At 35.2% G+C, this 14,387-nt stretch carries 9 protein-coding genes and 1 pseudogene; 2 read left to right on the plus strand and 8 right to left on the minus strand.

The features are described 5' to 3' along the window. Positions 1 to 109: 109 nt before the first annotated feature. Positions 110 to 1,651: a TlpA family protein disulfide reductase gene (locus EDC17_RS15420; protein WP_132778967.1), complete on the minus strand. Its 1,542-nt coding sequence runs from the start codon at positions 1,649 to 1,651 to the stop codon at positions 110 to 112. Between the two features lie 562 nt (positions 1,652 to 2,213). Here EDC17_RS15420 and EDC17_RS15425 point away from each other — a divergent pair. Then, entirely contained in the window at positions 2,214 to 2,474 is a 261-nt protein-coding gene (locus tag EDC17_RS15425) for a helix-turn-helix domain-containing protein (protein ID WP_132778969.1), read from the plus strand. 16 nt (positions 2,475 to 2,490) lie between these two features. On the opposite strand, the gene EDC17_RS15430 is transcribed toward EDC17_RS15425, so the two are convergent. Next, complete coding sequence (locus EDC17_RS15430; protein WP_132778971.1) at positions 2,491 to 3,366, minus strand: HEPN domain-containing protein; 876 nt, start codon at positions 3,364 to 3,366, stop codon at positions 2,491 to 2,493. 65 nt (positions 3,367 to 3,431) lie between these two features. Between EDC17_RS15430 and EDC17_RS17370 the strand changes: the two are divergent. Continuing rightward, positions 3,432 to 4,035: pseudogene (locus EDC17_RS17370) on the plus strand (IS256 family transposase); the annotation flags it as partial. Between the two features lie 837 nt (positions 4,036 to 4,872). On the opposite strand, the gene EDC17_RS15445 reads toward EDC17_RS17370, so the two are convergent. The 6 genes from EDC17_RS15445 to EDC17_RS15470 all read right to left on the minus strand — a co-directional run. Beyond that, on the minus strand, positions 4,873 to 5,751 hold the full coding sequence (locus EDC17_RS15445; RefSeq protein WP_132778975.1) for a phosphodiester glycosidase family protein: 879 nt from the start codon (positions 5,749 to 5,751) through the stop codon (positions 4,873 to 4,875). Positions 5,752 to 5,760: 9 nt separating this feature from the next. After that, complete coding sequence (locus tag EDC17_RS15450; RefSeq protein WP_132778977.1) at positions 5,761 to 6,906, minus strand: YdcF family protein; 1,146 nt, start codon at positions 6,904 to 6,906, stop codon at positions 5,761 to 5,763. 2 nt (positions 6,907 to 6,908) lie between these two features. Then, positions 6,909 to 8,600, minus strand: coding sequence for a BACON domain-containing protein (locus EDC17_RS15455; protein ID WP_132778979.1), 1,692 nt, complete (start codon positions 8,598 to 8,600; stop codon positions 6,909 to 6,911). A gap of 2 nt (positions 8,601 to 8,602) precedes the next feature. Then, on the minus strand, positions 8,603 to 9,460 hold the full coding sequence (locus EDC17_RS15460) for a sugar phosphate isomerase/epimerase family protein (protein ID WP_165894443.1): 858 nt from the start codon (positions 9,458 to 9,460) through the stop codon (positions 8,603 to 8,605). A gap of 88 nt (positions 9,461 to 9,548) precedes the next feature. Beyond that, positions 9,549 to 11,315, minus strand: a complete 1,767-nt coding sequence (locus EDC17_RS15465) for a RagB/SusD family nutrient uptake outer membrane protein (protein WP_243646178.1) — start codon at positions 11,313 to 11,315, stop codon at positions 9,549 to 9,551. A 13-nt stretch (positions 11,316 to 11,328) separates the two neighbouring features. Further along, positions 11,329 to 14,387 (minus strand): SusC/RagA family TonB-linked outer membrane protein (locus EDC17_RS15470; RefSeq protein WP_132778985.1); only part of this gene is annotated, 3,059 nt, incomplete at its 5' end.

A 14,387-nucleotide genomic window follows, 5' to 3' on the forward strand; every position in this document is an offset into this window, starting at 1 on the left:
TTTTCAAGTCCGTTCGGTTGCCAAACCTCTATAACTAACTATATTTCAAATATTTCAAAGAACAATTTCAAGTTTTAATGGGACAGTAATGATATTGGTTTATTCATATTTATAAAATTTCTTTGATTACTAGCATATCAATTGATTGATGATGAGGCATGATTGCGAGTCCATACTTTTTTAGCTCTGTGTTTAGATGTGTTAGATTATTGAGGTCACCACTTAGCGATATTTCTACTAGTCCTTGATATCCAGTTGCATTTACCACAGGTAGGTTATGAGAATTAAGCTTTCTGGTAAGATGGCCTATAAAAGAAGCCATAGGCGTTGCCTTCAACGTAATCTCAGTGTCTGACACTCTTGTATATCTATCTGAAGAGTTTGTTTGATAATTATTCACATCTATATCTATGCTACACAAAGCAAGACAAGCTGTCTTTCTATTCTCGATATTACCATTTATTCCATATCGTAATCCAAAATAATTGTTAATATCCTCAAGCATACATTGCTCCATAATCGATTTTGCCATTCCAGGACAAATAAAATTATAACAGTACATATGCTCAGATTTCCATACCTCCAATAGCGAATCTTTCAGATAGTCACCCGAATAGGACAGCTGGGGCGGCGTAATTATATTTTTTATGGAATCCGGTAGATCGATTATAGTTCTATTTTCTTTTCCGCTAAATGGTATTATAGATTGTACAGCCTTATAGTATAACGCTTCTACAGTGGCATTAAAATAATTTATAACACCATCTCTAGAATAGCTCCCCGACCCCCTAGAATTGATAGATTTTGAAAGGAGCCTGTGATATAGTAACTCGTCGCCTCCTCCACCATTACCATCAATAAGTAATGGCATTTCTGAATTGTAAGCTAAATCCTCATTTTTTAGCAGTATATTGATCTGATCTTTTTTAAGTACTTTATCTATATTCAATCTATTAAATGCTTCTCCCCCTGTAATAAATGATACCTTATTGTCTATTATCCAAACTAAATGTGGGATCGTCTTATGCGGAAAAAGTTTTGTTAGATCTTGTCCTTTAACAACCGATTCAAAATGCCACCCTTTATCTATTAAATACTGATTGACCTTATTACCATCTTCATTGCTGATTGGCAAAACTTCAAAATCTATGGGCATACTGCTATTTGTCAGCATAACGTTCAATTTCTGAAGTGATTCAAAACAGGGGCCACACCAGGTCGCCCAGAAGTCCAGTATAATAAGCTTCTTACCTCGATAAGCCGCTAAACTGATTGTATCCTTTCCTTCAGGATGATTAACAACTTGAAGAGGCATATCCCATAGTTTCTGGGGTATGGTATCACCGATTTCCAAAGGCAAAATATCAGATGTAATAGTTTTTTGTGCATAGGCAATATCGAAATTTAGCATAGTAAGAAAAGTCCACAAACATATACATGCATACTTTACCTTCAATTGATATTCATAGATTATAGAAGCTAGGTACGAGGCATAGCTATTCTTTTCATCGGATGATAATTTCTCGTCCTCTGATTCCTTATGCTCAGATAGGATTAAATTGGTTTTGGATATTATCTTATTTTGTATCTCCAGGCGAGCATAGCCCTGCACTTGTGGCAATTCTCTCCCACCCCTTAAAAAATCTCTCATTTTTCGGATATAATATGATCTCGATTCAGTGAAAATTTAGTAGCTTGTTAGCTGATTATTTCTGCATGAACTGAGAATAATTTATAAATAACTATGCATTAAATAATTAATTGCATAACACTATATATTAACAAATTAAAATTTAGTTATTCATTCAACTTTCCTAGCGGTATTTATCAAAATTTATATGGCTAATAATAGGTAGAGTCGAAATCTTGAATAGACAAAATGATTAAAGAAATAAGTTATTCAGGGGGACTAATTAACAGCTTAAAAAGCCATTTTTTTAGGTTGTATGCAAAATATGATGAACAGAAAAGAAACCTCCCTTGCTCAATGGTTGAGCGTGAGAAACTACGCGACCACGGCATTATAAAATTAAGGGAGGTCCTATCTGAATATCTACGAAATTTATTTAAGTCTATATTTCTCATTCATTTTGGCTTTAGGTTTCTCACGCCTACCATTATGAATGATACAACAAATATAATAAAAACCCACAATGTTGCAAGAACTTATAACAAAAAAGTTTTAAATAAAAGCTTATTTGGCTAAATCCTATATGAACGAAGAAAGAGATTTAGTTAGATTATCTGAAATAGGCTCATTTCTGAGAGACAAACGCAAAAAAGTTGGTCTTAGTCAAGACCAACTTGCGGCTCGTTGTGACCTAACAAAGAGCAATATTAGTAACATAGAAAATGGCAAGAAAGACTTTAATTTCACTACTTTCCTAGAATATTCTAAGGGATTAGGAATACAACCTAGAGATATTTTAGATAAAGATTTTGATTTTTCTCAAGATTGGTCTGTAAAAAAGTAACAATATAGTTGTAATTTTACGAGAGTTCAGCGATCCGCTTTTCGCACAAGTTTTTTACCGACAGTTCTAATTTTTCCACTTTATTTATTAATTTCTTTAAATCCTGCAAATCAATATAGTAATCATCTTGATAACGAGCATCTAAATAAGCCTTATTGAGTATATCAAACAATCTATATTCTTCCCTATCTCCAATTGGATGTTTGAAGAGGTAATTTAGCTCCTCATCAATATGTTTGGAATATTTACGATAGACTTTTAACTTATGAGTCTTTGGTTTGTAACCAGTATAAACTAACAACAGGCCTCCATAGAATTTTTCCGCAGTTTGATTTAAATTAAAAACAACTTGTCTAAAATCAAGTCCTTTTTGTAGAGAATTTTCAAACAAAGCTTTAGTACCATTTAAAAAAGAACTTCCTATTTTTATCCAATTATCGAAATTACGAATTATCAGCTCTTTTTCCTGCTCTTTGCTTAAAGGTTTAGGTTCAGAAAAAATATACTCACCAGTATCAAAAAGAACAATACCTTCCTTTATAATATCTCGAAAGAAGTATTGGCCCATCTCAAGCCCCTTATTTACATAGTTGAAACTATGGACTATGGGACTTACATCGTTCTTATATTTAAGTGTTCTGTTCTCGATTTTGCTAGCAATGTCATGCTCCCTATCCTTGTCACCATGAGGTATTACAACGAGAATATCATAATCGCTAATATAAGAATAAGTCGTCCCCCGCTCCTCGTACTCATCCTCTACCCACTTATCAGAGGTATGACTTCCAAACAAAATAATCTTAACCGGATCAGCCACATCTCTGATAACCTTTACGATTTCAGCAAGCTCGTTCTGTTTATGTTCTGGTAAATGTGATAAAAATTGGTTCATATTGTAAAGATAAGGAAAATCAAGTTACATTCGACCCTACAACAATGTACCAAAGTATCTATTAAATTAAGAATTTTTTAGTAGCAGCGCTGGAGGCTGAGGGAGAGTCATCTAGACGATCCTTAATGCTCTGGTGGTAATCGGCGTAACGGCAAGTCCAGCAGGCAGATTCGTACCTCCGATGGCACGATCGAGATCGACACACCACTTGATCGGGAGTCTAACTTCGAACCTCTGATTATTAAGAAACGTGAGACGATTTTAGCCAAGAGCATTGAGAAGAATATTTTAGGTATGTACAGTTTTGACATGAGCTTGTGGGACATTTCGAACCACATCAATGAGATGTACAATACGGACATCAGCCACAGCACACTCTCTTGGATTACAGATAAGATCTTTCCCGAGGGCAAGGAATGGCAATCACGAAGTCTGGGTGCTCTTTATACAGTCGTCTCAATGGATGCCATGCACTACAAGGTAAAATAAGACCATCGCTTTGTTTCGCATGCTGTATACAATATCCTTGGCATTGACCGTAACGGACATAAGTATTTGTTAGGAATGTATGTTTTGGAAAATGAGGGTGCCAACTTTTGGCTGAGAGTACTGACGGATTTACAGAACCGAGACTTGGAGGAAATCTTAACTGCCTGCATCGGTAATTTATAAGTTTTTTTTGCGTCACTTAGGAATGAGCTCACCACCGTATATTTCATTTTGATTTTACTGCGGTAACAAAAATGTGCTAGTTGCTGTCCTTTAGATTTGCTTTTTTATAAACAGATGACGAATTTGTTTGCTCAATATGTAGCTTTAAAGGTTATATATCAAGTTTTGGATCGAATCCACTGCCGACTTTTCTTTAGTGGCCAAATAACAATGAGGGTTAATTACTTATAATCAAGGAATTGAGTCGATGAAGCAAAAAATTAGTGTCTGTTAATAAATGTAAAAATATTGAGTGAAGAGCAAGACAAAACTATTTATTGGTATAGACGTATCGAAGCCCTATTTCGATGCTTGCTTTAATGAGCGTGATTGAGCACTAAAAGCTGCTGATCCCGACAATACGGTTTTAAAACCGTAATAAGGACTTAAACCTTTCTATGTTTGGCTAAAATGGAATAGGGTTGCTCTCAATGAGAATTCTTTACTGGTAATAGAGAATACCGGGATATACCACCGCTTACTATGGGAATTCTGCTCTTATAAAAAACTACCTTTCCATATCCGAAATTTGACCATATAAAGTGGAGTTTTGGTATTACCGGAGGTAAAAAGTGACAGGATAGACAGTATACATCTAAACCCGTATGCCTGCCGTGAAGCTGACTCACTGAAATACACAGAGTCTTAGATTTCACATTGTTGCAATTGCAGGACCATGCAAGTTTCAATCTTATATCATATCTTACATTTATTACTATAAAAAAAATACCCCCAAAAAGTTAGAAACTTTGTGGGGGTATTAACGAACTAGCTCTTTATTCTATATTCACACTATTATTTCTTTATTACAAATACTGTAGCTACGCCTCGTTCTCCTTCATTATCAAATTTGCCATTGTCAGAAGGATGGTTAACTACACCATAATTTTTCACCCAAGCAGTAGAAGAACCACCTCCATCATAATTTAGTGCAGAAACACATTCCAAAGCTGCCATGAAACTCGAAAGTTCTGGAATAGACATACCTCTTGATAAGGAAGCACGGCCATCAACTACGATTATTAACAGTCTATTGTCTGCAGTCAATCCCACTGCAGTTCTTGGATGTCTAGTCGTATTAAAGTCCACTTCCAATTGTGATAGTTCTTTACCTCCAATCATTAGGAGTGGGCCTCCTGCAAGTGCTGTGGGCTCATTTATAGAGTTCCATCCTGATGATGGCTTTTCCACAATATTTGGTACTCCAGACGAATTAAGCGTTAAGGCTCCATTCTCCCTATAACTATTGAAACCATTATTTGTTTCTTTAATAACTTTTCCATCTTTCTTTAAGAATACTGTTGAGCCCCCAGAGGTAGTATTAAAATAACTTCCGTTAAATGCTACCAATGCATTATGATCGGTTGCAGCCACACTAGTTTTTAAAAAACCGGAAGTTACAAATGGTAATTCTATTTTAAATCCTTTTGATAAGTCGACTTCTAGAATAGTCACAAATTGTTTTGTTTCGAACAAATTATTAAACTGATAGCTTTTCCATACTATACCTTCAGCTACAGATCTTACGTCCCACTTAGCAGCAGCAACTATTTCTTTTACATCTAATTTCTCAACATTCGTATAGTCGTATGGGAGCTGGGTTCCTTCCTCTTTTTTAGAACAATTGACAAAAAGGAATAAAATAAGTAAACTATATAAAATTCTGTTTTTCATAGTAGATAATTAGGGGGTGTTAACCCATTTAACATTTAAATTCATTGGTTTTTGAATAACATTCAATTGCCTGTCTATTCTTAAATACTCTCTGTTTCTATAAAGGAGTATTTCTTGGTTATTAGTTTGGCCATACACTCCAGCGACATTAGACTTTCCCCAAGAAAAGGGCCAATTCGTGAATATTTTTGCTGCCTCTCCCTCCTTTTGGAAAACGAATTTGTCATCTTTTTTAGTAGCAACTAAAACCGCATCGTTTGAAAATAGTATTAATTTATCGTCTACAATTAATCCTGCATTGAAACTATTAATCTTCCAACTATCAGGCATATTATAAACAAAATTATCCCATGAAAATATATTTTTGATTTTCATATTACTTTTATCGACAACATAAATTTTATCTGACACTTTAATAAACCAAGTATTGCCGTTTTCTATAAAAGACCAAGCACCCTTTTGATCTATAAATCGAGGGTCATTAAAGACATGAGAGCGATTACTCGTACTGACAACTTTCCCATCATTGGTTTCATAGACTAAAGAATCCATTAGATAATAGGTATTGTCTTTAATTTGCCATGATGCCTGAGGTGTCAGCCAAAGCGCATTTCTAATGAATTTATCATTATCTAATTCCCCATTAAAAATAGACACATAATCAAGCTTATCATTTTCTTTGGGCGATATATCTCCCTCAATAAAAAATTTAGCATGTACAGAATCGTATTTCTTCAAACGCGCAGCAACAGACACAGCATGCCAGTGATTCGAAACAACAAATACAGTATCTCCCTGTTGAATAATATTTTTTCCGTGTTCATCCTTGAGAGTACGACTGAAAACATAATTCTGGACGGTTGTTTTTGCGTTCTCTTCTTTATAAATCTTAGAAGATTCCACTCCCAATTTCACTAAACCATCAAACATAATACTTGCTTCACATATCGAAGACTTATGTGCACCACATCCACCAGAAACAATTATTTTATCTATTTGCTGTACTTTATACAGTCTATTTGCTATTTGTATTCTTGAAGCAAGAATTTCTGGATTGCTAGAGCCAAGAACCAACATAATTGTCTTCTGGTTAGAAGCTATACTATTATTCAAGGAGGATAATATTAAAAGACAGACAAATAATACTATTTTCATAATTATTTAATTTTATACCCCATTATTTTTAATGTTCTTTCTGCACCAAACATGTCTTTAGTAATGTGCTCTGAAAATATAGGATTGAATGTACTCCCGTAAGCGCTTAGACCATCTTTATCAACGCCATATTGTAATGCTGGATTATTCTGTCCAATAGGCATGAAATCATTATTAAGCATGGTGTTTGGAGAAAATGTAGAACCCGATACTACAGTTCCCTCAGCAGAATAAACTGAAGTCATAATTACCGAGTTTTTAATGCTTGGATTCGTAGCAGATGCTTCAGCAAACATATCTACATCTTTAGAAGTTGCAGCTTGTGTGTTATTAGCTATGATTGAGTTATATATATTCAAATTATTGACTAGATTACGTTTATAAACACCTCCACCAGGGCCTGCAGATGTGTTATCCACTACAGTTGAACTAATAAGGTGAACAGTAGTTCCTCCATACAGCATTACTCCTCCACCACCATTAGCAGATGTTGACTTATTACCTGAGATGAGAGAGTTTATGACATAGGCTGTCGAATTCTCACGAACATAAAGTCCAGCACCGTATGAAGTATTTGAATTATTTTTAATCTCACAGTTGTACAATGTTAAAGTAGCATTCGGGTAGCCATGTAATCCCGCTGCAGTACCAGATGCAGAATTATTATTAAACTGAGAATTATAAGCTATTAATCTACCATCAGCCAACCATAAACCACCGCCATTATTTCCTCCACGGTTGTTATTAATTTTAACATTTTTCAATGTAATTTCGGCATTATTAAAAGCATAAATTCCAGCACCATATCCTACAGTTCCTCCAGAATTAGATGTTTTATTTTCTATAACTTCTACGTTACTTAATTCTACGCGTGCATTTGCTATTAACATACCACCTCCCCAGCCACGGTTATATCGAACATCGGATATTGTTACATTACTTCCTCTATTAGTAGCATTTCCTCCTTTTATAACAATGCCACTTATGGAAACTTTAGACTCGGCGTCGAATGGTGCAGTAATAGTTACCGTGTGATAGCTATTGATAGATGAAGAAAGCTGTCCATCAAAAATAGTTTTATAAACAGCCGGATTTGCTGTAGAGCTTGAAGTAGGATTAGCCTCATACCCCCCTATTAACGTTATGTTCTTTGCTATTTCGATTGTTTTATCTGATTCATTTGTTGCATCACCATTCCTAATTGTTTTAGTTGGTTTATAAATACCTTCTGTTAAATGTATGACGCTATTGGTTGTGGACTGTTCCAAAGCAGAATTCAGATCCATAGCATTAACCCAAGATTTACCATCACCCTTTCCATCAGGCTTAACATAGAAAACAGGAGCTTTCCCCGTTTCCTGAACAACTAACACCTCACGCTCATTTTCAGCATCCATCCTCACTAAGATCACAGCCGAGCGCTCATCATCTTCATTAAGAGATGCTGTAAAACCAACTTTATTTTTTCCTTTGCCGAAATTAGTACTATCTAGTGTAATCCAAGTGGCATCGGTACTAATCTCAATCTCTTTATTTGACAAAACGTCAAAAGTGTAACGCTGAGATTTATTACTTACTTCTAAGTAGGTATTTCCAATCAAAAGCTTGCTTTCAAAAATATTTTTATCTTTTTTACAAGCTGTAAAGAGTGAAACAAAGGCAATTATTAAGATTAAATAATTAATATTCTTCATAATTAAATACGTTTGTTGTTAAGTTTATAATTGTTATAATCAACTTCTAATAAATCATAACAGTTTTTAAGTTCCTTTTCGTCAGTGTATTTACATTCATACATAAATACTCCAGAATAATTAATTTTCTCTAGCGCGGCAAATATCAAATTCCAATTATTTTTTCCAAATTTATTACAAGGAAGATAATGCGCTTCTGATAGTCCGTCGCCGTCGGAAACATGTAAAGTTTTAACACGAGAATTAAACTTTTCGATTAATAATTCGGAATTCATGATATGACACATATCAACTGCAAGACCTACATCATCAGGTAAAAGAGAGAACACTAATTCACATTCTTTAATGGTCCGCAATAACGGTCTTTCCCTGTCATCTATTGTTAGTTGAGGGCCAAGCATATTTTCAACCACCATTTGCATATTATGACGTCGGGTTTCAATGTTTAATTCAAACACCGATTTCACCAATTGTGCGATTCTTAATTCCCTTTCATCCATTCCTAAATAATAGGAAGGATGAAATAGAATAATTTCAGCTCGCAAAGCAGAAAGTAAATGAATCATTTGTATATGTGTCTCAACCACCTTCTTTCTATCCAACTCTGATCTTAGGGATAAATCAATCTTTTGAGAGAAAGGCATATGAATTGACCAAACTTTGATGTCCGTAGCATCTAATATAGTTTTTATGCTATCTATTTGATTTTTCCAATAGTCTTGATCATATTTCAAACTTAAATCCTTATTAAGCATAGAGCCGACATTAGATAATTCAATGTAATCAATCCCTAGCGACTTTGCATATTGCATCTTCTCCTTAGTAATTAACTGCATATTAACAGAATATCCTAAGGCCATTCGAGAAGGTGAATACTTTGCGTAAAGCATTGACACGGACATTGTAAATAATGTTATAAATGCAATAAAAAACCTAAATCTCTGCATATTACCAATTTGCATTTTGAACTAAGTTCTTATTAAGTAATAAATCCTCAGAAGGTATTGGAGCTAAATAGTCCCTATCTTCGTCAAATTTTCCTCCAGTTGGAAAAGGATCAATATTTCCCGAATTTGAATTCTGCGATCCAGTGAGTGGATTTCGCAATGTCCGTTGTAAAATATTTACAAATGATGTAACTGATGTAGGCGCACCTGTGGTAGATCCTGTATGTAAGAATACATCGGCATTACCATCACCATTGAAGTCATGGCTTCCAACACCAGCAAAATAAATACCCACCATCGGCTGTTCAATCTTTTTTCCTGCCTTCCATCGCATCAAATCATCCCAACGAAACCCTTCATTAAAAAGTTCAACGCGTCGTTCACGTCGAATTTCCAGAATCACTCCTTTATTAGCTCCATTATCTACATTAGTATACATGTTTGCCAAATACGTATCAGGAGTTGCATTAGCCTGTATTAAATTTATATTCGGCATACCTGCACGTGCTCTCAATTTATTTATTGATAAATCTAGGTCGGCTTGCGTTATAGTACCCAATTCGGCTTTTGCCTCAGCGTAAATCAATAGTGCTTCAGCATATCTAAATAATATAATATCAAAGTAAGATCCTGAGGTTGACCATTGCGAATTGTCAGGTAAAGCTTTTATGATTCTATAACCAGTAGTTGTAATAGATAAATTCACGGGCTCCCTAGTGTTTTTACCAGTTACTTTAAAATCTGGACCGGCCGTGATCTGCGTTAATCTCGGGTCTCTATTTTGCATTTCCTGAAAGAAATTATACGTTTGATACCCTTGTCTATCTGTAAAACGTGATCCATCACTCATCAAAAAGCTATTTATAAAGTCTTTGGTTATACCATAAGACCCTTGTGTGGCTGATGTGAATGAACTACCTAAGGAATGTACACGCTTCCCTGTTTCGTAATCAACTGCTAAAATAGTTTCAATATCATTTTGATTGTATCTTCCAAATAGATTACGATAAGCAGACTCACTTCCTCCTTCAGTAAATAAAGTATAAGCACCTGAATTAATTAACTGCAGGGCGGCCTGCTCTGCCAAAGAAAGATACTCTTGATATCCAGCAATACCATGATATTTTCTAAAAGTACCCTCAAATAATGCAATTCGAGCTTTTAATAACATGGCTGTATAGCGCGTAATTAGATTTACTTGTTTTTCAGCCGGAATATTTTGTATAGCATAATCTAAATCTGCCATGACCGAATCCATTACTAGTATGCGAGAATCCCGAGCTTTATAAAGATCAGGATCCTTAGCGTCAAGAACAGTATTGTACCAAGGAACATCACCAAAAGTTTTTACTTTATCATAGTAAAAATATGCCCTAAAAAAACGGGCTATACCACTAAATTTAGCTTTTGCAGCGTCATCATTCGCTTTGTGATAATTACTTAAAAAATAGTTTATTCTTCTTAAATTACCCCATGACCATCCTCCTGACCCGCTACCAACTGGTACTATTCTATTACCACGAATTTTAGTACTTGGATTCAATGGCACCAAATTATCTGAAGCAGCATCCTCGGTATATATGTTAAAATCAGGTAACATCGTATACAGCGCATTTGTGGCTACTTCAAGATCTTTTGCAGTGTTAAAGAAAAATGGTGCCTCCACTTTATCTTTGGATGATCTGTCTAGGAAATCATCATTACAAGAGCTCAAAAATGATAAGGCCGTGAGAATCCCTACGTTTATATATAGAATCGAAATTTTCATTTTAAACATATTATTATAAATCCAATATTAAACCAAAAGAATATGATTTACCCATAGGGTAAACACGCTGATCGCCTCTATCATCTGCGGTTGCAGGTGACGATAGGTTAATTGCTGAACCTGCTTGTTCAGGATCTATATATCTTGTTAACCCTCCAAAACTCCAGGTGAAAAGATTTTCTCCACTAAAAAATAATCTAAGTTTTTCTATTTTGACTTTACGTATCATTTCTTGCGGTAAAGAATATCCAACTGTAAGGTTTTTAGCACGAATAAAACCAACATTAGTTAGGTAATAATCATTGATTTGATACAATGATCTATTACTTTGTAAAGAAGAATAGCCTCTATATATTTGTGGATAGGTATTCTCTTTATTATCAGGCGTCCATGCATTATCAATTAAATCTTTTCTTAAGAAGGATAAATAAGGTCTTTGATAAGTTCCCCAGTACAACTCGCCTGTTGGGTACCAGTCTTGTCGTGCAATACCAGATAAGGCTATTGAGAAATCTAAACTTTTCCAACTCGCACTTAAATTAACCCCAAATGGGAAACGCGGAGTGGCATTCCCAATACGTTCCAAATCTCCATGATTATCTAAAGTATTCTCGCCATTATCAATTTTTCCATCTCCATTCAAATCTATATATATTACATCTCCCCCGCGCAGATAGTTCCACTCACTATTTTGAACTACGTTAAATACGTCTCCATATACTCTACCTAAAGAAGTGGAAGGATTTGTAAATGTACTTTGGTAAGCTGCCGCATCCTCATCTGACTGGAATTGCCCTGCAATACGGTATCCCCAAATTTCCCCTAATCTTTGTCCTTCATAATAAGAGCTTAATAGACCATTCGGGTTGTTATACTTTGTAATAATACCTTTGAAATTTGAAACATTAGCTGATACGCGAAATTTTAATGGTGAGCTTAGCACATCAAAACTATTTTGGTAGGAAATATTCAACTCATAACCTTCATTACGCAGACCAGCGTAATTCTCCTTAGGTTCACTTGCCCCAAATACGGCAGGCAATGGCTCTCCTGGAAGATACATCCCTTCAACATTTTTGCGATAAATATCTAAGTTCAAGAATAACTTATTATTTAGTAAGCCGATATCAGCACCAAAATTTAAGCTACGCGTGGTTTCCCAAGTAACTACACTAGGAAGTGGGCTTGGCATCTGAGCAATTGTTAAAGGGTTTCCTTGGTTTAGCCAATCATTAGATCTTGACACATTCATTAGCTCTTTAAAAGTATTAACGTCTACGGTTTGATTTCCTAATTTACCATATGATGTTCTCAGTTTAAATGAAGAAACGTAAGGTCTTACATTTTCCCAGAAGTTTTCCCTATCTATTTGCCAGCCTACAGACAACGAAGGGAAAAATCCCCAGCGGCTATCTTTAGGGAAGCGCGAAGAACCGTCATAGCGACCGTTCAATTCAAGCAAATATTTATTATTATAATCATAATTGAATCGCCCAAAAAAACCTCTCACAGCCCAGTCCATTGCTGAGCCAGAAATATTATTCATTGTTGTTGCTAAAGCAAGATTAGAAAGGTTCTCTAGTAACAAATCATCGGCTGTAACTTCCAAACGATCTCTGTTAAATTGTTCTTGGTTAAAACCTGCAAGTAACTTAAAATTATGTTTTGAATCTAAGCTAAGATTATATGTAGCAAAAGCATTTAAGGCATTATATTTATCTTTCCAGCGATACTCTGTTAATCTATTCAGCCCTTCAACAGTGTAATTTAATTTATTACCTTTCAGATATTCAAATGGATTTAAGCGTAATGTTCTTCCCGTGTTATCTATACGATTACTATAATCAAAATTTAACACTAAACCTTTCACAGGCTTAGCTACCGCACGAAAAGTATTTGTAAATTCTTCTGTAGTAAATACACGTGAAGTGTTTCCAGCATATAAACCAGCATTACCTCCTTGGCCTCCATTACCTGTACCAATATCTACTGGAATACCGTCAATGCTCACGGGATAGAAAGCCATTAAATTGTACCATGTTGTTGTACTCCATAAGCCCCCGAAACCGTTCGAAAAGCCTCCATAATCTTTGTCTCTCTCGTTTATAAATTGCGTATTTGCAGACAATTCTAACCAATCGTATGGACGAAATACAATATTTGATTTAAAGTTTTGACGTTCAATGCCCGCATCTTTATTGATATTATTAATACTTTGTCTGTCATAAACTCTTCCTGAGAAATAAGCGCTTAATTTTTCAGTGCCCCCTGAAACCGAGACATTGTGAAAATTAGATAATTGATTCTTACGGAATAATTCATCCCACCAATTTGTCTTGTAGAAAAACTTATGTGTGCCATCTGTTTGCAATTCATGAAATGGTGAGATTTGACCGTCAGCCACCATTTTAATTGTTTCCCAATCCATAGTATTGTACTGGCTATAGCTAGTACCATTATACCCATAAAGAGCAGCGTCTACAGTTTTTGCATACACATAAGGATCCGTTATAAAATCAGTCCTGGCCGCTGGATTAGTCCAAGCAAAATTATTAGAATAGTTAATGGATGTAGTACCTGATTTACCCGTTTTAGTAGTAATTAATATTACACCGAAAGCACCACGAGCTCCATAAATAGCTGCAGAAGCTGCGTCTTTTAGAACTGTCACAGATTCTATATCATTTGGATTAACTCTCGTGATATTACCTTCAATACCGTCAATTAATACAAGAGGACCGCCCCCATTAATGGAATTGAAACCACGCACATTTATATCAGGAGTCTCTGAAGGATCACCATTATTGATTTGAATATTAAGACCAGGCATTAGTCCTTGCAGGGCAGTAGATATATTAGCATCTGGCCTAAGTGCTATATCCGATGCATTGATTTGAGAAACAGCGCCAGTCAAGTTTGCCTTTTTTTGAACACCATAACCAACAATTACAACTTCTTCAAGATCACTTGATGTAGGGTTGTGATCGGTAAATAAAACTACACGATTTTTGGCAAATATGACTACACAATAATTGGCAAGAATGGTGCAGAATAATTGGCAAGAACAAGTGC

It is taken from the genome of Sphingobacterium alimentarium, from assembly GCF_004342685.1.
Lineage (GTDB): Bacteria > Bacteroidota > Bacteroidia > Sphingobacteriales > Sphingobacteriaceae > Sphingobacterium > Sphingobacterium alimentarium.

Excerpts from the sequence above, each read along its gene's own strand:
- EDC17_RS15420 (WP_132778967.1), bottom strand. The coding sequence starts at position 1,651 with ATGAGAGATTTTTTAAGGGGTGGGAGAGAATTGCCACAAGTGCAGGGC.
- EDC17_RS15425 (WP_132778969.1), top strand. The coding sequence starts at position 2,214 with ATGAACGAAGAAAGAGATTTAGTTAGATTATCTGAAATAGGCTCATTT.
- EDC17_RS15430 (WP_132778971.1), bottom strand. The coding sequence starts at position 3,366 with ATGAACCAATTTTTATCACATTTACCAGAACATAAACAGAACGAGCTT.
- EDC17_RS15445 (WP_132778975.1), bottom strand. The coding sequence starts at position 5,751 with ATGAAAAACAGAATTTTATATAGTTTACTTATTTTATTCCTTTTTGTC.
- EDC17_RS15450 (WP_132778977.1), bottom strand. The coding sequence starts at position 6,906 with ATGAAAATAGTATTATTTGTCTGTCTTTTAATATTATCCTCCTTGAAT.
- EDC17_RS15455 (WP_132778979.1), bottom strand. The coding sequence starts at position 8,600 with ATGAAGAATATTAATTATTTAATCTTAATAATTGCCTTTGTTTCACTC.
- EDC17_RS15460 (WP_165894443.1), bottom strand. The coding sequence starts at position 9,460 with ATGGCCTTAGGATATTCTGTTAATATGCAGTTAATTACTAAGGAGAAG.
- EDC17_RS15465 (WP_243646178.1), bottom strand. The coding sequence starts at position 11,315 with ATGAAAATTTCGATTCTATATATAAACGTAGGGATTCTCACGGCCTTA.